17 protein-coding genes and 1 tRNA gene are annotated in these 24468 nt (G+C 51.5%); 11 read left to right on the top strand and 7 right to left on the bottom strand.

Annotated features, from left to right (window positions below; genetic code table 11):
* Positions 1 to 249: 249 nt before the first annotated feature.
* From prlC to KKH3_RS20360, 3 genes are all read left to right on the top strand, one after another.
* Positions 250 to 2292, top strand: a complete 2043-nt coding sequence (gene prlC, locus KKH3_RS20370) for an oligopeptidase A (protein WP_039363893.1) — start codon at positions 250 to 252, stop codon at positions 2290 to 2292.
* Positions 2289 to 3035, top strand: a complete 747-nt coding sequence (rsmJ, locus tag KKH3_RS20365; RefSeq protein ID WP_039363890.1) for a 16S rRNA (guanine(1516)-N(2))-methyltransferase RsmJ — start codon at positions 2289 to 2291, stop codon at positions 3033 to 3035. The genes prlC and rsmJ overlap by 4 nt, the downstream gene beginning before the upstream one ends.
* 151 nt (positions 3036 to 3186) lie before the next feature.
* Entirely contained in the window at positions 3187 to 5082 is a 1896-nt protein-coding gene (locus tag KKH3_RS20360) for a bifunctional metallophosphatase/5'-nucleotidase (protein ID WP_039363886.1), read from the top strand.
* Positions 5083 to 5139: 57 nt separating this feature from the next.
* Here the strand turns inward: KKH3_RS20360 and gdhA are convergent, their stop codons facing one another.
* Both gdhA and uspA read right to left on the bottom strand, forming a co-directional pair.
* Positions 5140 to 6483, bottom strand: a complete 1344-nt coding sequence (gene gdhA, locus KKH3_RS20355; protein WP_039363883.1) for an NADP-specific glutamate dehydrogenase — start codon at positions 6481 to 6483, stop codon at positions 5140 to 5142.
* Positions 6484 to 6774: 291 nt separating this feature from the next.
* Complete coding sequence (gene uspA / locus KKH3_RS20350; protein WP_039363880.1) at positions 6775 to 7212, bottom strand: universal stress protein UspA; 438 nt, start codon at positions 7210 to 7212, stop codon at positions 6775 to 6777.
* Between the two features lie 730 nt (positions 7213 to 7942).
* Between uspA and uspB the strand changes: the two genes are divergently transcribed.
* Positions 7943 to 8278, top strand: coding sequence for a universal stress protein UspB (gene uspB, locus KKH3_RS22020; RefSeq protein WP_072034580.1), 336 nt, complete (start codon positions 7943 to 7945; stop codon positions 8276 to 8278).
* 178 nt (positions 8279 to 8456) lie between these two features.
* Here uspB and pitA read toward each other — a convergent pair whose 3' ends face one another.
* Positions 8457 to 9962, bottom strand: coding sequence for an inorganic phosphate transporter PitA (pitA, locus tag KKH3_RS20340; protein WP_039363874.1), 1506 nt, complete (start codon positions 9960 to 9962; stop codon positions 8457 to 8459).
* Positions 9963 to 10239: 277 nt separating this feature from the next.
* On the opposite strand from pitA, the gene KKH3_RS20335 reads away from it, so the two are divergent.
* Together KKH3_RS20335 and KKH3_RS20330 are read left to right on the top strand one after the other, a co-directional pair.
* Positions 10240 to 11439, top strand: a complete 1200-nt coding sequence (locus KKH3_RS20335; RefSeq protein WP_039363871.1) for a BaiN/RdsA family NAD(P)/FAD-dependent oxidoreductase — start codon at positions 10240 to 10242, stop codon at positions 11437 to 11439.
* A 92-nt stretch (positions 11440 to 11531) separates the two neighbouring features.
* Positions 11532 to 13139, top strand: a complete 1608-nt coding sequence (locus tag KKH3_RS20330; protein ID WP_039363868.1) for an EAL domain-containing protein — start codon at positions 11532 to 11534, stop codon at positions 13137 to 13139.
* Positions 13140 to 13247: 108 nt separating this feature from the next.
* Here KKH3_RS20330 and KKH3_RS20325 read toward each other — a convergent pair whose 3' ends face one another.
* The 4 genes from KKH3_RS20325 to ligB form a co-directional block, all read right to left on the bottom strand.
* Positions 13248 to 13778 carry an Ail/Lom family outer membrane beta-barrel protein gene (locus tag KKH3_RS20325; RefSeq protein WP_039364395.1) on the bottom strand — a complete coding sequence of 177 codons (531 nt, stop codon included), beginning with the start codon at positions 13776 to 13778 and terminating at the stop codon, positions 13248 to 13250.
* A gap of 415 nt (positions 13779 to 14193) precedes the next feature.
* Positions 14194 to 14270: transfer RNA gene (locus KKH3_RS20320), tRNA-Pro, on the bottom strand.
* A 130-nt stretch (positions 14271 to 14400) separates the two neighbouring features.
* Positions 14401 to 16080 (bottom strand): kdo(2)-lipid A phosphoethanolamine 7''-transferase, encoded by a 1680-nt coding sequence (gene eptB / locus KKH3_RS20315; RefSeq protein ID WP_039363866.1) that lies wholly within the window; start codon positions 16078 to 16080, stop codon positions 14401 to 14403.
* Positions 16081 to 16460: 380 nt separating this feature from the next.
* A complete protein-coding gene (ligB, locus tag KKH3_RS20310; protein WP_039363862.1) occupies positions 16461 to 18149 on the bottom strand; it encodes an NAD-dependent DNA ligase LigB in 1689 nt (562 codons plus the stop codon).
* A gap of 321 nt (positions 18150 to 18470) precedes the next feature.
* Between ligB and gmk the strand changes: the two genes are divergently transcribed.
* Genes gmk through recG form a run of 5 tightly spaced genes read left to right on the top strand, consistent with a single transcriptional unit; the run spans position 18471 to position 24320 of the window.
* Positions 18471 to 19094, top strand: coding sequence for a guanylate kinase (gmk, locus tag KKH3_RS20305; protein WP_039363859.1), 624 nt, complete (start codon positions 18471 to 18473; stop codon positions 19092 to 19094).
* 53 nt (positions 19095 to 19147) lie between these two features.
* Positions 19148 to 19423: a DNA-directed RNA polymerase subunit omega gene (gene rpoZ / locus KKH3_RS20300; RefSeq protein ID WP_005968230.1), complete on the top strand. Its 276-nt coding sequence runs from the start codon at positions 19148 to 19150 to the stop codon at positions 19421 to 19423.
* An 18-nt stretch (positions 19424 to 19441) separates the two neighbouring features.
* The gene (gene spoT, locus KKH3_RS20295; protein ID WP_010281663.1) at positions 19442 to 21541 is read left to right on the top strand and encodes a bifunctional GTP diphosphokinase/guanosine-3',5'-bis pyrophosphate 3'-pyrophosphohydrolase; all 2100 of its coding nucleotides are present in this window, start codon (positions 19442 to 19444) and stop codon (positions 21539 to 21541) included.
* A 5-nt stretch (positions 21542 to 21546) separates the two neighbouring features.
* Positions 21547 to 22239, top strand: a complete 693-nt coding sequence (gene trmH, locus KKH3_RS20290; RefSeq protein ID WP_039363856.1) for a tRNA (guanosine(18)-2'-O)-methyltransferase TrmH — start codon at positions 21547 to 21549, stop codon at positions 22237 to 22239.
* Positions 22239 to 24320 carry an ATP-dependent DNA helicase RecG gene (recG, locus tag KKH3_RS20285; RefSeq protein WP_039363853.1) on the top strand — a complete coding sequence of 694 codons (2082 nt, stop codon included), beginning with the start codon at positions 22239 to 22241 and terminating at the stop codon, positions 24318 to 24320. The genes trmH and recG overlap by 1 nt, the downstream gene beginning before the upstream one ends.
* The last annotated feature ends 148 nt before the right edge of the window (positions 24321 to 24468 follow it).

Below are 24468 nucleotides of genomic sequence, written 5' to 3'. Positions count from 1 at the left end.
AATAGCAAAAATTTTCGAGGAAAAGCGTTTAGTACGGCGTTAACGATGATGTTCAGGTAACACATAGCGCTTATTTATGGCGGCAAAACGCACCTTTGGTCACGAGCGGTACACCCTCTGCCATTGATTTTCATGGCACTTGACCTCATCTTAGTAATTAATCCGCAATAGATATCCGCCTTGCCGGTTTCTCTTCAACAGATTCCACTTACTGGCAACGAGATCACCCACAATTATCAGGACGGCACCATGACGAATCCATTACTGACCTCATTTACCCTGCCCCCGTTCTCCAACATCAAAACGGAATATATTGTCCCGGCTGTGAAATCTGCGCTGGATGAATGCCGCGAGACGGTAGAACGCGTAGTGGAGCAAGCGGGGCCGTTTACATGGGATAATCTGTGCCAACCGCTGGCAGACAGCGACGATCGTCTTGGCCGTATTTTCTCTCCCATCAGCCATCTGAACGCGGTGAAGAATAGCCCAGAACTGCGTGCTGTGTATGAAGAGTGCCTGCCGCTGCTGTCCGAGCACAGCACCTGGGTAGGCCAACATGCCGGGCTCTATCAGGCTTACCGCAGCCTGCGTGACGGCGAACAGTACACCGCACTGAGCGTGGCACAGAAGAAATCCGTGGATAACGCGCTGCGCGACTTTGAGCTGTCCGGTATCGGTCTGTCGCCAGAAAAACAGAAACGCTACGGTGAAATCTCCGCTCGTCTGTCCGAACTGGGTTCGCAATACAGCAACAACGTGCTGGATGCCACCATGGGCTGGAGCAAGCTGATTACCGACGTCGCCGAGCTGGATGGCATGCCGGAAAGCGCGCTGGCAGCGGCCAAAGCGCAGGCAGAAGCGAAAGAACAAGAAGGTTGGCTGCTGACGCTGGATATCCCAAGCTATCTGCCAGTGATGACCTACTGCACCAATCAGGCGCTGCGCGAAGAGATGTACCGCGCCTACGGCACCCGAGCCTCCGATCAGGGGCCAAACGCAGGAAAATGGGACAACAGTGAGGTGATGGCGGAAGAGTTGGCGCTGCGTCATGAGCTGGCACAGCTGCTGGGCTTCGACAGCTACGCGCACAAATCGCTGGCAACCAAAATGGCAGAAAACCCGCAGCAGGTGCTCGATTTCCTGACCGATCTGGCGAAACGCGCCCGTCCGCAGGCTGAAGAAGAACTCGCGCAGCTACGCGCCTTCGCCAAAGAACACTACGGCGTGGATGAATTGCAGGCCTGGGATATCACCTACTACAGCGAACAGCAGAAACAGCATCGCTATTCCATCAGCGATGAGCAACTGCGCCCGTACTTCCCGGAAGAACGCGCGGTGAACGGCCTGTTTGAAGTGGTTAAACGCATCTACGGTATTACCGCCAAAGAGCGCAAAGACGTGGATGTCTGGCACCCGGACGTTCGCTTCTTCGATCTGTTCGATGAAAGCGGTGAACTGCGCGGCAGTTTCTACCTCGATTTATACGCCCGTGAACACAAACGCGGCGGAGCCTGGATGGACGACTGCGCGGGTAAACTGCGCAAAGGCAACGGCGAGCTGCAAAAACCGGTCGCCTATCTGGTTTGTAACTTCAACCGTCCGGTTAACGGCAAACCCGCACTGTTCACCCACGACGAAGTCACCACGCTGTTCCACGAATTCGGCCACGGCCTGCACCACATGCTGACCCAGATCGATACCGCCGGTGTCGCGGGCATCAACGGTGTACCATGGGATGCGGTCGAACTGCCGAGCCAGTTCATGGAAAACTGGTGCTGGGAACCTGAAGCGCTGGCCTTTATCTCCGGCCACCACGAAACCGGTGAACCGCTGCCGCAGGAACTGCTGGATAAGATGCTGGCGGCGAAGAACTATCAAGCCGCGCTGTTCATTCTGCGCCAGTTGGAATTCGGCCTGTTCGATTTCCGCCTGCATGCCGAATTTGATCCTGCGAAAGGCGCGCAAATTCTGCCGACGCTGGCGGAAATCAAAGCGCAGGTGGCCGTGGTGCCAAGCCCAAGCTGGGGCCGTTTCCCACACGCGTTCAGCCACATCTTCGCAGGTGGCTATGCCGCAGGCTACTACAGCTATCTGTGGGCCGATGTACTGGCCGCCGATGCCTACTCACGCTTTGAGGAAGAAGGGATCTTCAACCGTGAAACCGGTCAGTCATTCCTGGATAACATCCTGACGCGCGGCGGTTCCGAAGAGCCGATGGAGCTGTTCAAACGTTTCCGTGGCCGTGAACCGCAGTTGGATGCCATGCTCGCGCATTACGGCATCAAAGGATGAGCATCTGCTTAATCGCAGAAGAAGGCGCCGATAGTGGCGCCTTATCTTCTCTGGCTGAGCGCTGGGGACTGGTTTCCGACCCCGATGCGTTGATGGCGTTGGTGCTGACCGCGGAACGCCTGGAACTGCGCAAGCAGGATGAACCGAAGCTTGGCGCGATTTTCGTCGATTTCGTTGCCGGGACAATGGCGCATCGCCGTCGCTTTGGTGGCGGACGCGGCGAGGCTGTCGCTAAAGCCGTCGGTATCAAAAAAGATTACCTGCCGGATGTCGTGGATGCGACGGCCGGGCTAGGGCGCGATGCCTTTGTGCTGGCAGCATTAGGCTGCCACGTGCGTATGGTGGAGCGCAATCCCGTGGTTGCCGCCCTGCTGGACGACGGATTGCGACGTGGTTATCAGGACGCAGAGATTGGCTCGTGGCTACGGGAGCGGCTTACGCTGTTGCACGCATCAAGTATGACCGCGCTGCGTGACATCACGCCGCCACCGGATGTGGTCTATCTCGATCCGATGTTCCCGCACAAACAAAAGAGCGCACTGGTGAAGAAAGAGATGCGGGTATTTCAGTCGCTGGTTGGTGCCGATGACGACGCCGATGCACTACTGGAACCCGCACGAGCACTCGCCAAGAAACGCGTGGTGGTGAAGCGGCCAGACTATGCGCCATCGCTGGCTGGCATACCAGCACAATCTATGCTGGAAACCAAAAGCCACCGCTTCGATTTCTATCTTCCCGCCTAAAAATCTTACCGCCGCGACGCGAAGCGTCCTGGCGGCTAAAAACTTAGCCTGCTTCGCATTTCCTACGCTACTTTTGCAAAGTCTGTAGCACAAATGGGAAGTAAATCGCATAATTTCACGCTATCACCTTTTATGACACTAAGATGACATAATGAAAAAAACGCTTCTGTCACTTCTGCTTTGTTTGAGTACTTCTGCTATGGCCGCTCAAGAACCCGTCAATATTACGATTCTGGGGACATCCGACCTGCATGGCACCTTTGTTCCCTGGGATTACGCCACCGACACCGCCAACATGGCTGGCAGCCTGAGTCAGATCGCCACACAGGTGCATAAAGTTCGTGCGCAGCAGCCGAATGTGATTCTGGTTGATGCGGGCGACACCATTCAGGGCAACTTTGTCGAAACCTTCAAAAATGACAAAACCAGCCCGATGATTCTTGGTTTTAACGCCATGAATTACGACGTCTGGGTCATGGGCAACCACGAGTTCGATTTTGGACTGAACGTGCTTTCCACCTCGCTTGACCAGTTCAAAGGCACCGCGCTGGCGGGCAACATTTTTTGGGAAAGCGGTAAACCTTACTTACCCGCCTATAAAATTGTCGAACGACAGGGCGTGAAGATTGGCATCATCGGTATGGATACGCCGATGACCGCTGAGTTCGCCAAGGGCACTGACCGCGTAAAAGGGCTGAACTTTACCGATCCCGTGGGGGCAGTGAAAACCGTTATCCAGCAAATCCACGGTAAAGTGGATGCCATCGTGCTGGTCGCCCATATGGGAATCGATAACGAGAACCAGCGACCGGGTACTGGCGTCGGCGATATTGCCCGCGCGAACCCTGAATTAGCCGCCATCGTCGCAGGTCATATGCACGTAAAAGTGGATAAAGAGGTGATTAATGGTGTGATCGTCACCGAACCGGACAGATATGGCCGCGCGCTGTCGCGCATCGATTTACAGTTTGAACAGCAAAACGGCAAGTACGTGCTGATCAACAAAGACAGCTATACCTATTCGATTAAAGACGTGGATTCTGACCGCAAGATGGAAGACATCTACGAGCCTTATCACAATACCCTGCGCGCCAATGCGAACCGCCCGATTGCACAGCTCCTCGAGCACGATCTGGTGCCGCAAGATGCCGTGAAAGGTATTCCTCAGGTACACGTACAGGATACCGGCATCAGCGCCCTGTTCCAGGAAGCCAGCCGTCATTACGCCCCTAAAGCGCAGGTCATCGCGCTGCAAATTGATAACGATAAGCCAAAGCTGAATGTCGGCACCATCGCCGCGAAGGACATTGCCTTTAACTATCAATATGCTGGCGGCGAGATCACGGTTTATCAGCTCACCGGAAAAGAACTGAAGAAATACATGGAGTGGTCAGCGGGTTACTTCAACCAGTTGCAGGACGGCGATGTCACTTACAGCTTCAATCCGCAGCGTCGCGCGTCCAAGTATTCCACCAATGATTTCTTCGACGGCGTAACTTACACCATCGACCTGACGAAACCCGCTGGGCAGCGCATCACCGACTTGAAACTGAATAACGGCATGCCGGTTACCGACGACATGCCGATTCGTCTGGGCATGAACAGCTATCGCATGGGCCATCTGACGCAGAAAGGCGGCGTACTGGAAGGTAGGCAATTCCCTGTGCTGTCGGATACCAAAGTGGAATATGGCGAAGAGGCGGGTACGATCCGTAACCTAACCATCCGTTATCTGACTGAGGTGAAAAAAGGCCAATACGAAGGTACGGTGCCGCAGCGCTGGAAACTGGCGGGATTGCAGGGCTATGAGCGTGAACGCCACATTGTCGCATCGTTGCTCAACAGCGGGAAAATCAGCGTACCGACCTCAGACGATGGCCGCTACAGCAACGTGCAATCCATCAACGTGAAATCGTTACTGCTGCCTGATGCCGCGCAGCGGGAGAAACGCGTAGCGGAACTGACACAACAGCGCGACAGCGCCACCAACGCGTTGACCAAACAGCGGCTGAACGATCAGCTGACGATTATCGCGGCGATTAATTAATAGTCGCTCCCTTGCCGCACACGTAACTCTGCGGCAAGGGTAAACGTAGATGACAGATTACACGACGCCCTGCGCCAGCATCGCGTCGGCCACTTTTACAAAGCCCGCCACGTTGGCACCGCGCACGTAGTTCGTCTGGCTGTCTTCGCCGCCATACTGCACACACGCATTGTGAATGTCTAACATGATGTGGTGCAGACGCGCATCCACCTTCTCGGCTTTCCAGCCCAAACGTGCCGCGTTCTGCGCCATTTCCAGCCCGGATGTCGCCACGCCGCCGGCGTTAGCCGCTTTGCCCGGCGCAAACAGCACGCCAGCATCCAGGAACGCATCGGTCGCAGGGATCGTGGTTGGCATGTTGGCACCTTCTGCCACGGCTTTCACACCGTTAGCAATCAGCGTCTGTGCCGCTGGCAGATCCAACTCATTCTGCGTCGCACACGGCAGCGCGATGTCTACCGGTACTTCCCACGGTGTTTTGCCTGCAAGGTAGGTCAACTTCGCTTCGCGCGCGTAATCTTCCACGCGGCCATAGCGTTTATTCTTGATCTCTTCCAGCAGCGCCAGTTTTTCTGGGGTAAATCCGCTCTCATCCACCACCGTGCCGTTGGAATCCGATGCCGTGACCACACGCGCACCCAGTTCCATCGCTTTTTCAATCGCGTACTGCGCCACATTACCGGAGCCGGATACCGCAACACGCATGCCTTCAAAGCCCAAACCGTGGCGTTTCAGCATCGCTTCCGTGAAGTAGATCAGGCCGTAGCCCGTCGCTTCAGGACGAATAAGACTCCCGCCGAACGACAATCCTTTACCGGTGAAAACGCACGCCGTGTTGTTGGTCAGCTTCTTCATCATGCCGGTCATGAAGCCGACTTCACGGCCACCCACGCCGATATCGCCCGCCGGAACGTCCGTATCCGCCCCCAGATGACGATACAGTTCCGTCATCAGCGCCTGACAGAAGCGCATGACTTCACCCTGGCTTTTCCCTTTCGGGTTAAAGTCCGAGCCACCTTTGCCGCCGCCCATTGGCAGCGTCGTCAGCGCATTTTTGAACGTCTGCTCGAATCCGAGGAATTTCAGAATCGACAGGTTAACGGACGGGTGGAAACGCATACCGCCTTTGTATGGCCCGATCGCGGAGCTGAACTGGACGCGCCAGGCGCGGTTTACCTGTACCTGCCCTTTGTCGTCCGTCCATGCGACGCGGAACTGAATCACACGTTCCGGCTCTACCAATCGCTCCAGCAGGCTGTAATCCGCATAGTGAGGGTTCTGCTCCAGAAAAGGCCACAGTGTGGAAAGGACTTCATTAACAGCCTGTAGAAATTCAGGCTGATGCGGATCGCGTTGTTGAACAGAATCAAGAAAACTTGCCAGAGATACGATTTGTGCCATGAACAGCTCCTGATTGAACGAATAAGCTCCCTTCTGCTTCTTTATTTTTAGACACGCAGAAGCTTGTGGGATCGGTGAAAATGATGTTGTGTCCTCTGGACTATAACACTGGCGATGGATATTTAAGCAAGCGTTTTCTTTTCAGATAAACGTTATAATCCAATGAGATAGGAAGTGGTTTTCGGTGATTTTGGAAGGAAAATTTGCCATAAGTTTTTGTTATATAACAAAAGGCACAGCTAAGAAGCCGTGCCTTTCATCACTGAAAAAAAATGCAAAAAAAGCTAATTTTTATTCGTCTTCCTCATCACGCAGCGGCACGATGAGCATGTCGATATGCACGGTATTAATCAGTTGGCGTGCCGACGACATCAGTTTGCTCCAGAAGTCCTGATGGTGGCCGCACAACACGAGGTCGACATCGTATTTCTTGATTGCATCAACCAGTACCTGCCCTAAATCGCCGCTGCCGCTCAACGTTTCGCTGATGGGGTAGCCCGCGCTCTGAGACAACTCAGTCAATGCATTCTGGGTTTCTTCGGAAATACGCTGTTGCATGTCCCCCAGATTGACGTCAATAAGTCCCGTGTAAAGATCGGAGTAATTAACATCGACATGGATTAACGAGACTTTCGCATTGTACGGTCTTGCCATTGAAACGGCTTTTTCCACTAACACTTTGCTTTCTGGAGAAAGGTCAACAGCAATAAGGATGTGTTTGTAAGCCATAATAAGACTCCTTCCGTAAAGACTAATTAAGGGTTAGCAGATATTTCTCCTGCCGCTCAAATACTTAACAGCTAATTATATACCCTAAATAATTCGAGTTGCGTGAAGGCGGCAACCTAGCGCTGGCCCGAAGGGTGAACCTCATAAAATGAGGTTCATTAATCCCCAGAAGCTTACACAGGTAAGTGACTGGGGTGAGTAAGGGCAACCAACGCACAAGCAGCTTGAAGTATGACGGGTATAAGATAGCACTCGTCCGTGCTATCGTACTGTTCAGTCGATCACAACCCGTTTTCAAACCTGTTAATTCTATTGATAAGTGTAGTAGAAACCGCTCCTTTTCACAGGTAAATCGCGCAGCTTCTTCTTTCGAAAAGGGCATTGCCTCGTCGAAAATCGTCCTTCATGCTGATTGCGCCTGCCTCTCTGGCACAAACGAACATTCTTCTTCTACACTACAAGTAGGGAGCGGTGAGCCTGTTCGCTGCACCTTGGGATGGAAAACGAGAGTGGGGCTAGCCGTGATGCCGTTGGCTAGCCAAAATGACAATAAAATCGTGCGCAAGCGCGTGGCATAGCTATTCGTTACTATTCGTTCGTAGAAAAACATCGCAGAAAAACGTCGTCGACAAGCGTCGCAGATAAAGAGTAACGCTTGTCATCGGTGACAGGTGGACAACGGGAAGATATGGCCATCAAATCTGACGAATAGAACGACCGGGAGGGAAGCATGATTAGTACATTTGCGCTTTTCTGGGCTTTATGTATCGTCTGCATCATCAATATGGCGAGGTACTATTCTTCATTACGCGTGTTACTGCTGATTTTGCGTGACTGCGACCCACTGCTTTACCAATACGTTGATGGAGGAGGTTTTTTTACATCGCACGGTCAGCCAAGTAAACAGATCCGGCTGGTAGGCTATATCTACGCACAACGCTATCTCGATCATCACGACCCTGAATTCATTCGCCGCTGCGAGCGGGTACGGGGACAGTTCCTGCTTACTACCGCCCTGTGCGGCCTTATCGTTACCAGCTTGATTGCCATGATGTTGTGGTATTAAAACGCTGGTACTTACACAATCACGGGTATTAACACAGTCATTGGTCCTAACACCATGAACGTCGATAAAAAGTAAAAAGGCGATTCCCCACAGAATCGCCTTTTTTATGACGGACATTCTTGTCCGTCATGCGGGCCGTCGCAAGCGACGTGAAAACGTTCCCTACGTTTTGCTGAGGTTAGATCAGCTTCAACGCCAGCCAGTACAGCGTACCGGACATCAGCATTGAGACAGGCAGCGTCAACACCCAGGCCAGCAGAATACTTCTTATCGTCTTGCCCTGTACACCACCGCCGTCCGCAATCATCGTTCCGGCAACCGCCGAAGATAATACGTGCGTGGTGGAAACCGGCATACCGGTGTAGCTGGCAACACCAATCGACAGAGCCGCCGTCACCTGCGCTGAAACGCCCTGTGCGTAAGTCATGCCCTTCTTACCGATCTTCTCACCGATGGTCACGGCAACACGTTTCCAACCCACCATCGTGCCCAGAGACAGCGCTAATGCGACAGCAACGATGATCCAAAGCGGTGCATACTCAATGGTCTGAAGCATGTCTTTACGCAGGTTGCTCAGGTAGCGTTTATCTTCGCCCGACGTTTCTGGCAGCTTGATCACCTTATCCATCGTGTCAGAGATACACATCAGCAAACGACGCACTCTGCTGCGATCGTCAGGGTTCAACTGATCGTAACTTTTCAGGTTACTCAGCAGACCCTGTGTACGCTCAATCGCAATCATCACGCGTGAACTGTCACAGTGGAACTCTTTCTGACCGTTGCCGGGAATCGTGTTTTCCGGCGTAGGAATCACAGGAGGAGACAAGTCAATAACGTGCGCCAATGCGTCGCCGTGCTGCTTGTAGTACTCCTGCAAATTGACAACGGCATCACGGGTACGGCTGATGTCATAGCCAGACGCATTCATGTTAACAATAAACCCGGCTGGCGCGACGCCAATCAGCACCAGCATAATCAAGCCGATACCTTTCTGACCGTCATTTGCACCGTGAGAGAAGCTCACCCCAATCGCCGATAAAATCAGCGCGGTACGCGTCCAGAACGGCGGCTTACGTTTGCCATCCTGCTTTTCGCGATCGACGGGCGTTAGATGCACGCGCTTACGCTTTTTACTGTTGTTCCAGAAGCGGCGCAGAACCAGCAGCATCAGGCCAGCGACCACCATGCCCACAATCGGCGAGAGCAGCAGCGACAGGAAAATACTGATCATTTTCGGCACATTCAGCGCATCCACGACGGAAGTATCCGTCAACAGCGCGTTGGTCAAACCAATACCGATAATGGAGCCGATCAGCGTGTGAGAACTAGAGGCAGGAATACCGAAGTACCAGGTACCCAGGTTCCAGATAATGGCAGCCAGCAGCATGGAAAAGACCATTGCCAAACCGTGCGCCGAACTCACGTTCAGTAATAAATCCGTGGGGAGAAGGTGAACAATTGCATAGGCCACGCTCAGGCCGCCCAGCAACACACCGAAGAAATTAAAGATACCCGCCATCACAACGGCAAACTCGGCGCGCATGGCTCGGGTATAAATAACAGTGGCAACGGCATTCGCAGTATCGTGAAAACCGTTAATGGCTTCATACATCAGTACAAACAACAAAGCCAGTATCAACATCAGGCCAGTGTAGTAATCCAAACCGGCAAATAAATGTAGCATAAACGTTAGGCCATTTAGTGGTCATGAACGCGGCGCATTATCGGCGACAAGCAGGGGTCGGGAAAAGCAAAATATGACATTTTTTTGACTTAATATGTGACGGCAATCGGTGGATAAACCACTTAATCAATAAAAATCAAATAATTATATATTTTTACTAAAATATGCAAATTGTTACGCTGGTATCGAACAAAAACCAACACTACAATTTGCCGCCCTACGGCTTTCAGCCTGTGGCAATCCAAGAAGATAAACTCACTCATCGGAGAAATGCATTGTGGAACAGTTTGACGCTGTCATCATCGGTGCCGGTGCAGCAGGCATGTTTTGCGCGGCACAGGCAGGACAACGCGGACTGCGTGTTCTACTGCTCGATAACGGCAAGAAAGCTGGCCGGAAAATATTGATGTCCGGCGGCGGTCGCTGCAACTTTACCAATATGTATGCAGAGCCCGCGGCGTATCTGTCCCACAATCCTCACTTTTGCAAATCGGCACTGGCGCGTTATACCCAATGGGATTTCATCAGTCTGGTCAACAGCCACCGTATCGCTTATCACGAGAAAACGCTCGGCCAGTTATTTTGCGATGATTCCGCGCAGCAAATCGTGGACATGCTGGTAACAGAATGTGAGCAGGCGAACGTCACTCTCCGTCTGCGCAGTGAAGTTACCTCGGTGGAGAAATCAGACGATCTGTTCACCGTCCAGCTAAGCAACGGCACAGCATTCCAAAGCGCATCGTTAGTCGTTGCCTGCGGCGGTCTGTCGATGCCCGGCCTGGGTGCGACGCCGTTTGGCTACCAGCTTGCCGCACAGTTCGGCATCAACGTGCTCCCAACTCGCGCTGCACTGGTGCCCTTTACGCTGCACAAGCCGCTGCTAGAACAGTTACAAACACTCTCCGGCGTCTCCGTGCCTACCGTCGTCACCGCAGAAAACGGCGTGACGTTCCGTGAAAACATCCTATTTACGCACCGTGGGCTATCTGGCCCCGCTATTTTGCAGATTTCCAGCTACTGGCAGGCTGGTGAATTCGTCACCATCAACCTGCTGCCCGATCGCGATCTCACGCAGCTCATCAACGACGAGCGCACTGCTCATCCGAACCAAAGCCTGAAAAACACGTTGGCACAATGGCTACCTAAACGGCTGGTTGAATGCCTGCAAGCGTTAGGGCAACTGCCGGACGTCACGCTGAAGCAGTTGAATAGCGCACAGCAAACGCAGATTGAACAGCGCCTGCAAGAGTGGCGCGTGCAGCCAAACGGTACGGAAGGTTATCGCACGGCCGAAGTGACCATCGGTGGCGTTGACACCCGCGCGCTGTCCTCCAAAACCATGGAAGCCAGTACAGTGCCAGGGTTGTATTTCATCGGTGAAGTGGTCGATGTGACCGGCTGGCTCGGCGGCTATAATTTCCAATGGGCGTGGAGCTCAGCATGGGCGTGTGCACAGGCGCTGCCTTTCTGCAAATAGGCACTATAATAACCTTTATTCAGCGCTCTCCTTTAATTTATGGAGAAAAGGACGTCTCTACATAGGCCTCAGCTGCCAGAAAGGAGATGTGGATGAGCCCCAGACGTAGTGAACATAAAATCAACCTATTCCAGTTACTGGTTGCAGGCATGCTGCCACTGCTGCTTGGATTATTGTTCACGTTTGTTGAGTCCAGATTAATGGTAAAGCGTGATTTGGAATCCACCGCGCAAATCGCGATGAATCATGCCGAGAATATTTCGACACAGGCATGGCAGATGGTGGATCGCCTCCAGCGCTTTCATGGTCAGCCCTGCGACATCATCGGCGATGAACTGCAACGTCTTGGTTCGGTCTTTTCTTACTTCCGCGCTATCGGCGTTATCCATAATACTGACGTCTATTGCTCTTCAACGTTTGGTAGCACGCTGACGCCACTGAGCCGCGTCATTCAACAACCGCTACCGGAGACCTATTCTGAGCGCTGGAGCCTGTCAATTGCAGGTTCAGACAACGTAAAAGGACGCCCGGCGCTGATCTTCGTCCAGATGCCTCTCACAGGTTACGGCGCTTACGCGATGGTCGATGCGCAATACCTCATTGATCTTATGACTGCGATTAGTAAGATTCGCGGCTATCAACTTATCCTGCAAATGGATAACGGTCACCCGATTCAAACGGGTCCAACCATTACGCCCCACAGGAGCCTATTTTCTACCTCTGCGCTTGAAATCAAATCGAGCCGCTTTCCGATTACCCTCAATGTTACCGCACCCGTTTCTCAAGAAATTATCAACTGGAAGCAGGCGTTCTTCACGTTTCTGCCACTGGCCATTATTCTCTCTCTGCTTTTCACTACGGCAATGTGGTACTGGCAAAAACGTAAGTTATTCTTCCGCGAAGAAATCCGTAAGGGCATCGCTAACGGCGAATTCTCCGTCTATTACCAGCCGATCTATGACGCACAATCACAAACCTGCACCGGAGTAGAGACGTTGCTGCGCTGGCGACGCAGCAATGGGCTGTGGATTAGACCCGATATATTTATCTCGGCCGCCGAAGCAGAAAGTATGATCATTCCCATCACCCGGCATTTATTTGATCTGGTGGCGTCAGATATCGCCAGTTGGCAGGTAAAACCGGGGTTCCACTTGGGGCTCAACGTTGCAGCAGAGCATTTGCATCACCCAAGTTTCGTCTCAGACGTACACCGCTTCGCAGAGAAAGTCGCCTCTCATTCATTGAGCATTACACTGGAGCTGACGGAGCGTAACCTCATCAGCAACGGCCCTGAAATCATACAGCGCCTGCATCAGTTGCGTGAAGATGGCTTTATGATTGCCATTGATGACTTCGGCACCGGCCACTGCTCACTCTCTTATCTGCAAAACTTTCCGCTGGATTGCCTGAAAATAGATCAGGGATTCGTCAGTGCGATCTCATCTCCGGATGAAGAAGCCCCTATTCTTGATGCCATTATTAATTTGAGCCATCGCATCAAGCTTCAATCCGTAGCAGAGGGCGTGGAAACTGAACAACAGCTCATGTATTTACAACGGCGCGGCGTCAAATATATACAAGGATTTCTTTATGCTAAGCCGATGGACAATGAATCGCTGCTAGTCTGGCTTCACTACAATGGTAATAGATCGATAGAGAGCTTTATGATGAAAAATGAAGAAGGGAAGAAAAACAACTAACCGGCGGAAGCATGTCCACCGGTTTTCTATATCATATATACCCTAAGCATGACAAAACGTTAGCGTTTTGAACAACGCATAAGCAGCTTGAAGTATGACGGGTATAAATCAGAAACGATAACCGACGCCAACATTAAAGGCATCTACACGCGTTTCATAAATCTTCGTGCCTTCGTAACCAATATCAATCGCCCAGTTTGCTACTGGCGTAATTTGAATACCGGCGCCGTAAGCAAAGCGGGTCTCCTTCTCACTACCGGAATCAGCAAAAGTACCGTAATCGTATTTCCAGTCTACTTTCCCATGACCAACACCCGCTAAACCATAAACGCTGACATAGTCGTTAAAGCGGTAAGATGGGCCTGCCATCAAGGAATAGTATTTAAGTTTAGTCGTGTCATTGGAGTTGAAGTCACGATCATAATAATCTTCTTTTGCTCCCAGATAAGTGAAAGAACCGATAATGCCAAGAGCAGAATCGCCCTGATAATGGTATTTGGCCGTAATCCCTTTCGGATCTTTAAAGTCATCGACTTTCGCCTGAGCATAACCCAAAGATACCGTTTGTGTTGCCTGAGCAGCAGACATTCCCATGGCACAAGCAATCAGAGTGGAAAGCAGCAGTGTTGTTTTTTTCATGATCGAAACATCTTCCATGTTTGAATAAAAAGACGGTTTCAACATAGCGAATATACAAGTATCGCGGATGTTGGTCGCACATAAATTTACATTTAAATACGGAGAGGTAAAGTCAGTCTTATTTTTAAACAACTGGAGGGTTTTTTATTTAAACATTTAAAAAACAAAAAGATAAGTATTTATTATGGTGATTAATGTGAGATTTCAAACGCTATTTTTGGGAACATTCCGAACTGGAAGTAGTGAGAATATGAAAATCTTCGACACCCAGGAATACTGAGAGAAACCTTGAATTTGCTAAGGGAATTTTCACAAACAACTATTTTCAAGCGATACTGTTTCTAAAATAGACAGTATGAATAGACGATGATTGAAACAAGAGAAAAACTGAGAATGATTTACTGAGGAAGTGTGTTGGTCGGCGAGAGAGGATTCGAACCTCCGACCCACTGGTCCCAAACCAGTTGCGCTACCAAGCTGCGCTACTCGCCGAATGCGGGCGCATATTACTGCTACCTTATTAGAGCGTCAATACCTTTTTAGCAAAAGGATTTCAGTTGCCGTTAAAGTATCCATCCTTGTATTCGCAGCCTGAAATCGACGTCCTTGTCCGTGATTCATGTCAATTAGCGGGTCTCTGACACCAGTTATTTTTAGGGTTAATACCACCGTCAGGCGATGTGTATCCAACACATCCAAGAATGGTGTCAAACAGCTCTTCATGGCGATGTGTTTTGCCAACGCGCTGCTGCGCTTTCAACTGCTCAAACGCATGCAGATTATCGGTGTCAGCCAGAAATTTGTCTGATGTCCAGACCATCATCGGTGAACGAAACTGTTCGGGTGGTGCCATCTCACGCGGCGTACCGTGCAAATGGTAGTTATCATCAATGGATTCACCGTGATCGGATGCGTAAAACACGATCGCTTTCTTATCCCGAACCTGATCGATCACACTATCGATAAAGCTATCGGTATAGAGCACGCTATTATCAAACGCATTAATCAACTGCTCACGGGTACAGGAGGCATCAACGCCCATACACTCTGGCTGATAGCGCGCATAGCTGCGAGGATAACGCATGGAATACAGGTAATGAGAACCTTTGGTATGCAGCACAATCAGATGCTTACCTTTGGGGTAGCGGGCCAGCGACTCCTTGACCTCATCGACCAGCAACATATCCTGCACCGATTTACCGTCGTTGTGCTTCTCTGATGCAATCATTTCGCGGAAAGAGTAGTTGTTCGCCTCAATGCTATTGTAGAACCACACCTCACTTTGCATAGCAAACAGCTCAGAGGTAAAGCCCAACTCTTTCATTACAGCAAAGACATTCTGTTCTTTCAGCGTTCGCTGCGGGTTGTCTTCCGTACCGCCTTCTCGCACAAACATACAGCGCATGGAAAGCTTGGTTGAGGTATCACATGACTGACCACGGAATGCGACCAGATTCTTTTCTTTCGATAGCTTCGGCGTCGTATCTCGCTCGTAGCCTAACAGCCCCATATGATCCCAACGGGTTGTTTCACCGATAATGAAAACCACGTAGGTATCATCAATGCCCTTCGGCGGGACATAGGTAAAATGCTGAGCTGGATCGAAAAGATGGGAGGAATCCTGACTCTCGTCATACTTGGTATACGCAAATAACCCTACCGCAGACAACCAGTTAGAAGGAAGATACGAGTGAGCCACTACGCCACCATAGCTGGGCAAATCCACATTGGACTCTCGCTCGGACACTGACTGAACGTTGTCCATATAGCGAAGCGGCATCCAAACCAGCGCAACGACAGAGGCAAGAACCAGAAGAGGAAGCAACCGCTTTCCCGGTGATTTAAGCTGTTCGATCAGCGTATGACGTAGCGAGTTCTTCCAGATCAAAAACAGCGGCAATGCACTCACTGCCAGCATCCACAGGAAAAAACGAAAACCAATAACTTCTTTAGAAAGATCAATATCCGTGGTCATGACCGCAGCAATAATGCCATAGCCAATCACGACATTAAAAAATGTCATGTAATAGCTGGCTGCAACGGAAATCAATACCAAAAGAGACGCGATAATCCGATAAAAACGACGTCCCCCGAGTGAAATTATCCTCATTAGGAAAAAGGTAAATAATATACTCGCCGTCAATTCAACAAGAGCGGGAATAAATGTTGGAACCTGGTTACCGGCAGAGAGTGAAAAATAATCAAACCGGCGATAATACACTGAGATATTGAGAAAAAGACCAATATAAATTGCCAGGACAAACGATAATTTGGGTTGCGAAAAAGATGCTACAAACTTCATTATGACAAGTGCTCCAACAAACTTTTCTTATTATCTGAAGCTATACGACAACATGCGTATGCCTGAGTTCAACGGAAGTAATCAGACTATCAGGCATTTCTATATCGTAAAACAGCAAATAGTCTTATACCCATCATACTTCAAGTTGCATGTGCGTTGGCTGCGTTCAGTCACCCGAATCACTTACCTGAGTAAGCTCATCGGGATTTCTTCTCTTGCCGCCTTCCTGGAACTCGAATTATTTGGGGTATAGATCTTTAATTCGTAAATTTCACTTATGATTAAGTGGAGAGAATAGAAAAAAATTGTCCTTTTGTGTGAATGAACACACGAAAAAATAAAAGGATCGATACCAATATGTTTTAAAAAATTACCACCACTTATCTATGTATGCCTTCACGATCTAATCGGGTAATTAATTCCATGACGATAGGGTGCTTCAGGAACGCCATAATCTCTTCTGCACGTCGCTCCCCAATACCGGAAAACTGTCGCCACTGTTGCGCCGTCCACTGCTGTAACGCCAGCCAATCCACATTATCTAACGCGCTAATTGCGGAACGAGGAACAGGAATACCCAAGGCAAGTAGCCAGCGGGAGAGCGGCATCTTCCGTGCCGACTGCAAGCTCTCATAGATATCTCGCGCCCGCTTATCGCCCATGCCATTGACCGCATTAAGCTGTGCCTCCGTCAGAGATAACCATGACAGCACATCCTCCAGTAAATCATGTTGCATCAGGCGTAGCCACATCCCTTCACGTAATCCCGCGAGCTTTAAACCGTGCTCTCCACTCAACCAGACTAAACGCGCTAGAAATTGCTGCTGACAAACCGCACTATACCGAAAACAGCTAAAAGCATGGAAATCATGTTCGCTGGGGGAGACGATCGCTGGCCGTTCAGTGCCACGCCATACCACATTATCAAGACGTGGAATCCCCTGCCCTGCCAGGCTAACGCTCACCCGATCGCCGGGCAATACGTCCCACTGTTTCCAACGAGACAGCGACCCTACATTCACCCGACTGACCGATTTGTCATCTAATTTAAGAGGATTGAGTTTTAACACCACGGCGATCTTACCCGTCCGCCCGACAGAAAACACCACATCAGCCACTTCCGCAACCTGATGAACAGGCGGGTATTTCCATGCGATCGCCCAATCGGCGGATGTATTGCGCCAATAGCGCCCCTGCGGCTCTTTAGTTTGGCGGATAACTACGCCATCCGTCACAAAAGGCAGCGGACCGTGATACCAGTCATGACGCCATTTCTCAGCGTCGGCGAGTGACTCAATGGCTTGGGTATAGTCCGCCGTCATGGCAAACCCCATTTCCTTCAATTTCTCCAGACGCTCAGGCATCGTCTTTGGGCCATCCGGCCATTCCCAGACAAACAGCCCCATCTGCGACAACACAGAAGATGGCTGATGACGACGCATTTCACCGGCCACGACCGAGCGTGCATTAACACCGCCCTGAATACGCTGTCGATGATCGGTCATCTTCAGGAACAGCTCCCCTTGCAATACCAATGAAGAAGGCGCATCGGTTAATAGGTGAGGTATTCCCGGAATCAAGCGGGCTTTTTCCGTCCAGTCTTCACCTTGCAGGCCGTTACCCCGGCTAACCGCGGACATGAGCTTACCGTGCTGGTAGACCAGCGTAACAGCCACACCATCCACTTTTGGCTGAATCCATAAATCCTCATGCTGTGCGATCCATTGCATCAACTGTCTACGATCGGACAATTTTTTCAGTCCCGTATGGGCAACAGGATGGGGCTGCTTGCCATTATCGGGTAACCGGGTGGGAATAGGGTTTTGGGGCTGGAAACATCCTAGCCACTGGTTTAACTGTTCCCGCAGTTGATCATAAACATCATCTGCTATCGGGCTTTTCCCTTCGGTGTAATACACGTCATCCCACTGTTCTAACTGGTGACGCAATGCATCAATTTCTTTGCCGGAACGCGTGCTATCCCAATCGGGGCACACCGCACCAGCCACAGGGAAACTACTGCTTCCAACCACGAAGATAATCAAAAATGCTCTGATCCTGCGCCACATAGCCCTTCCTGCCATCCATTAGCGAATGGCCGCAGTACATAGCAATGCAGAGGAGAATACGAGGCGAAAAAAAGAGAAATGCCAAACGCGCCGCAAGATGATTTATCGTTTGCAGCACTCATAAAAAAGACGGGAACGCGCTTCGCAATCTAAAAAATAAACGTTGGCAAAAGGTTTGCCCAAGGGCATAACAAAAAAACAGTCAGCGGAGAATTTATCGCAGCGCGACTGATGACATATAGGCGTGTATAATGCGGGGAAATGCGCATTTTTCTGCTGCATATCACCATTCACCATCGTAACCGTTAATAAAACTTCATTATGGCTCAAGGCACGTTATATATCGTTTCTGCTCCCAGTGGAGCCGGGAAATCCAGCCTGATTCAGGCGTTATTAAAAACTCAGCCGCTTTACGACACTCAGGTATCGATTTCGCATACCACGCGAGCTAAACGACCGGGAGAAAACCACGGCGAACACTATTTCTTCGTCGAAGTCGATGAATTTAAGCGTATGATTCAGGATAACGAGTTTCTGGAACACGCTGAAGTTTTTGGCAATTACTACGGTACGTCCCGACCGGCCATTGAGCAGGTATTAGCGACGGGCGTTGATGTTTTTCTGGATATCGACTGGCAAGGAGCCAAGCAAATCCGCGCCCAAATGACGCACGCGCGCAGTATCTTCATTCTGCCGCCGTCAAAAGAAGAGCTGGCTCGCCGCCTACGTGGCCGTGGACAGGACAGCGATGAAGTTATTGCCCGTCGTATGTCTCAGGCGGTGGCTGAAATGACGCACTACGGCGAGTATGATTACCTGATTGTGAATGATGATTTCGATCTGGCGCTGCTCGATCTAAAAACCATTATTCGCGCCGAACGTCTGCATTTGAGCAGGCAAAAGGTTCGGCATGATGCATTAATCACCAAACTATTGGCAGACTGACGCCTCTTTCAGTATGATGCCCAGTCATTTTATTTCCTGTGGAGTAGCACATTATGGCACGCGTAACTGTTCAAGACGCTGTAGAGAAAATTGGTAACCGTTTTGACCTGGTGTTGGTCGCTGCTCGTCGCGCCCGTCAAATCCAGACTGGCGGCAAAGATCCGTTGGTTCCTGAAGAAAACGATAAGTACACCGTGATCGCACTGCGTGAAATCGAAGAAGGTCTGATCAACAACCAGATTCTGGATGTTCGTGACCGTCAGGAACAGCAAGAGCAGGAAGCCGCAGAGATTCAGGCGGTCACCGCGATTGCTGAAGGCCGCCGTTAATCACATCACGAGTCGCCCTTGTACATTTTTGAAAGCCTTAATCTGCTGATTCAACGTTATCTGCCAGAAGATCAGATCAAACGTTTACAGCAGGCTTACTTAGTTGCACGTGATGCTCACGAGGGGCAGACTCGCTCCAGCGGTGAACCCTACATCACACACCCTGTTGCCGTCGCCTGTATTCTGGCGGAGATGCGTCTCGATTACGAAACGCTGATGGCAGCACTGCTGCATGATGTCATAGAAGACACCCCCGCCACCTATCAGGACATGGAACAGCTTTTCGGTAAAAGCGTTGCTGAACTGGTAGAGGGCGTGTCCAAGCTGGACAAGTTGAAGTTCCGCGATAAGAAAGAAGCGCAGGCTGAAAACTTTCGCAAAATGATCATGGCGATGGTGCAAGATATTCGCGTCATCCTGATCAAACTCGCAGACCGTACCCATAATATGCGCACACTGGGCTCATTGCGCCCGGACAAGCGCCGCCGCATTGCCCGCGAAACGCTGGAAATATACAGCCCGCTGGCACATCGCTTGGGTATCCATCACCTCAAAACCGAGCTGGAAGAGCTCGGTTTTGAGGCGCTGTATCCGAACCGTTATCGCGTCATTAAAGAGGTCGTCAAGGCCGCTCGCGGTAACCGCAAGGAAATGATTCAGAAAATCCTGTCGGAAATCGAAGGGCGTTTGACTGAGGCCGGGATTGCCTGCCGCGTCAGCGGTCGCGAAAAACACCTGTATTCCATCTATTGCAAAATGCACCTGAAAGAGCAGCGTTTTCATTCCATTATGGATATCTACGCGTTTCGGGTCATTGTGAAAGAGTTGGACACCTGCTATCGCGTGCTCGGCCAGGTTCACAGCCTGTATAAGCCGCGCCCGGGTCGAGTGAAAGACTACATTGCCATTCCCAAAGCCAACGGCTATCAGTCACTGCACACGTCTCTGATTGGCCCGCACGGCGTGCCGGTCGAAGTACAAATTCGCACTGACGACATGGATCAAATGGCGGAAATGGGTGTTGCTGCGCACTGGGCCTATAAAGAAGGCGAGAGCAGTACTACCGCACAGGTACGCGCCCAGCGCTGGATGCAAAGCCTGCTGGAACTCCAGCAAAGTGCCGGTAGCTCATTCGAATTTATCGAAAGCGTGAAGTCCGATCTCTTCCCTGACGAGATGTACGTATTTACGCCGGAAGGCCGTATTGTGGAACTCCCCGCAGGTGCGACGCCCGTCGATTTCGCCTACGCGGTACACACCGATATTGGGCATGCCTGCGTCGGTGCTCGCGTCGATCGCCAACCTTACCCACTGTCGCAGTCGCTCACCAGCGGCCAAACCGTTGAAATCATTACTGCGCCAGGTGCCAGACCGAATGCCGCGTGGCTTAACTTCGTGGTCAGCTCCAGAGCACGTTCCAAAATTCGCCAGATGCTGAAAAACCTCAAGCGTGATGATTCCGTGAGTCTCGGTCGCCGTTTGCTGAACCACGCATTGGGCAACGGCCGCAAACTCTCCGACATTCCTGAAAAGTCGATTCAGCTTGAGCTTGAGCGCATGAAGCTCGCTACACTGGACGATCTGATGGCGGAGATTGGTATGGGTAATGCCATGAGCGTCGTTGTGGCGAAAAATCTGCTAAACGAACAATCTGAGCTGGGAACAACCGGGCTGCGCAAGTTGCCGATCAAAGGCGCAGATGGCGTGATGATCTCCTTTGCCAAATGCTGCCGCCCTATCCCTGGCGACCCGATCATCGCCCACGTCAGCCCCGGTAAGGGGTTGGTTATTCACCATGAATCCTGTCGCAATATTCGCGGCTATCAGAAAGAACCTGAAAAATTCATGGCGGTAGAGTGGGATAAGGTGACGGAACAAGAGTTCATCGCCGAAATCAAAGTCGATATGTTCAACCATCAGGGCGCGCTGGCAAACCTGACGGCAGCGATCAACGCCGCGAACTCCAATATTCAGAGTATCAACACGGAAGAGAAGGATGGCCGCGTGTACAGCGCCTTTATCCGTCTCACTACTCTCGACCGCGTTCATCTGGCCAATATTATGCGTAAAATTCGCGTGATGCCGGATGTCATTAAAGTTAACCGTAACCGAAATTAATCGTCATGACCCCTCAACGTTATGCACGTATAAAAGAAATGCTCAACTGTCGTCAGCCCGATCTGACGATTTGCATGGAGCAGGTGCATAAACCTCATAACGTTTCTGCGGTTATCCGTACTGCGGATGCTGTCGGTGTGCATGAAATCCATGCGATTTGGCCCACCAGCCGGATGAAAACACTGGTCTCCTCCGCCGCAGGTAGTAATAGCTGGGTGCAGGTTAAAACCCATCGCAACATAGGTGATGCGGTTGGTCACCTGAAGGCCGAAGGCATGCAGGTTTTGGCGACCAATTTGTCTGAACACGCAGTCGACTTTCGGGAAATTGATTACACCCGCCCGACCTGTATTCTGCTCGGACAAGAAAAAACCGGTATTACAGCCGAAGCGCTCAAACTGGCCGATCGGGATATCATCATTCCGATGATCGGCATGGTACAGTCGTTGAATGTCTCCGTGGCCTCGGCGTTGATTCTGTATGAGGCACAGCGCCAACGCCAGATCGCTGGCATGTACCAGCGTGAAGACAGCCCGCTGAATGAGGAAGAGCAGCAGCGCCTGCTTTTTGAAGGGGGCTACCCAGTCTTGGCTCGCGTCGCAAAACGTAAAGGGCTGCCGCGCCCCCATATCGACCATCAGGGTCAGATTGTCGCGGATACCCCGTGGTGGGCCGCGATGCAATCGTCGGAGTGCTGATGAAAGGCCGCCTGCTGAACACCCAACCGCTGAGTACACTTACCGGCGTGGGTGCAAGTCAGGCAGCGAAGCTCGCGCGACTCGGGCTGGAAACCGTGCAGGATCTCCTGCTGCACTTACCTCTTCGCTACGAAGATCGCACGCATCTTTATCCTATTGGCGACCTCCTTCCTGGTATGTATGCCACCGTGGAAGGTGAAATCCTACGCAACGACATCACCTTTGGCAGCCGTCGCATGTTGACCTGCCAAATCAGCGACGGCAGCGGCATGCTGACCATGCGCTTCTTCAATTTCAGCGCCGCGATGAAAAACAGCCTCGCACCGGGACAGCGCGTTACCGCTTATGGCGAAATCAAGCGCGGTAAAATCGGTGCGGAGATTATCCATCCTGAATATCGTGTTCAGGGAGAGAGTACGCAGGTCGAGTTACAAGAATCGCTTACTCCGGTTTACCCCTCCACAGAGGGCGTTCGTCAGGCCACGCTCCGCAAACTTACCGATCAGGCTCTGGCACTGCTCGATGCCAACCACATTGATGAGTTGCTACCTGAATCCCTGAGCCACTCGCTTATTAGCTTGCCGGATGCGCTGCGCACGTTACATCGTCCCCCACCGGATATGCAGCTTAGCGAGCTTGAACACGGCAAGCACCCAGCGCAGCAGCGGCTGATTATGGAAGAACTGCTGGCGCATAACCTCAGTATGCTCGCCGTGCGGGCTGGGGAACAGCGGCATAAAGCCTCGCCGCTACAGGCGCAGGACAGCCTGAAGCAACGACTGCTCTCCGCTCTGCCGTTTAAACCCACACAGGCGCAAGATCGTGTTGTGGCGGAGATTGAAGTGGATATGGCGAAAGATTTCCCGATGATGCGTCTGGTACAAGGCGATGTGGGGTCTGGGAAAACGCTGGTCGCCGCGCTGGCGGCATTACGTGCCATTGCCAACGGCAAACAGGTCGCGCTGATGGCACCAACAGAGTTATTAGCCGAGCAGCACGCCCATAACTTCCGTCAGTGGTTTGAACCGCTAGGGCTTGAAGTGGGCTGGCTGGCTGGCAAACAAAAAGGGAAAGCACGTCAGGCGCAGCAGGATGCCATCGCCAGCGGTCAGGTTTCCATGGTGGTCGGGACGCACGCCATTTTCCAGCAGCAGGTTAAATTCAACGGGCTGGCATTGGTCATTATTGATGAACAGCACCGTTTTGGCGTGCATCAACGCCTTGCGCTGTGGGAAAAAGGCGAAGAACAAGGCTTTCATCCTCATCAACTAATTATGACCGCCACACCAATTCCTCGAACGCTGGCAATGACAGCCTATGCCGATCTGGATACGTCCGTCATTGATGAATTGCCGCCGGGCAGAACGCCCGTCACCACGGTCGCCATACCAGATTCACGCCGCAGCGACATTATCGAACGCGTGAATAACGCCTGTCAGCAGGAAGGGCGGCAGGCCTACTGGGTGTGTACGCTGATCGAAGAATCCGACTTGCTGGAAGCGCAGGCAGCAGAAGCCACCAGCGAGGAGTTGAAGACTGCTCTGCCGAACCTCAAGGTTGGATTGGTTCACGGCCGCATGAAAGCACAGGAAAAGCAGGCGGTGATGCAGGCCTTCAAACAAGGCGAACTGCAACTGCTGGTGGCGACCACCGTCATCGAGGTCGGTGTGGATGTACCCAATGCCAGCCTGATGATCATTGAAAACCCGGAGCGTCTGGGTCTGGCACAGCTACACCAGCTGCGCGGGCGCGTTGGGCGCGGCGCGGTAGCATCCCACTGCGTGCTGCTCTACAAAACGCCGATGAGCAAGACCGCACAAAAACGGCTTCAGGTTCTACGCGATAGCAACGATGGCTTTGTCATCGCTCAGCGCGATCTGGAAATTCGCGGGCCGGGCGAATTATTAGGTACGCGCCAGACGGGCAATGCCGAGTTCAAAGTGGCCGATCTCCTGCGCGATCAGGACCTAATTCCACAGGTACAGCGCGTTGCTCGCCATCTTCATGAGCACTATCCCGAGCATGCCATTGCACTAATTGAGCGCTGGCTACCAGAGCGCGCACGCTACACCAACGCTTAATCACGCCAACGTATTCTTCATTTTCCCTAAAATCTCACCGCCAACGTACCTGCCGCTGAAGTATGACGTTGTATATCCCCTTAAATAATAAGCTCTTGCCCATTCAGACAAAACTCATATCGAAGAGATGAGTTAGCAAACGTTTGCT

Origin of the sequence: Pectobacterium actinidiae (genome assembly GCF_000803315.1) — a bacterium.
GTDB lineage: Bacteria > Pseudomonadota > Gammaproteobacteria > Enterobacterales > Enterobacteriaceae > Pectobacterium > Pectobacterium actinidiae.
The sequence above is the reverse complement of the archived record's forward strand: the minus strand, read 5'-3'. Positions and strand labels throughout refer to the sequence as shown.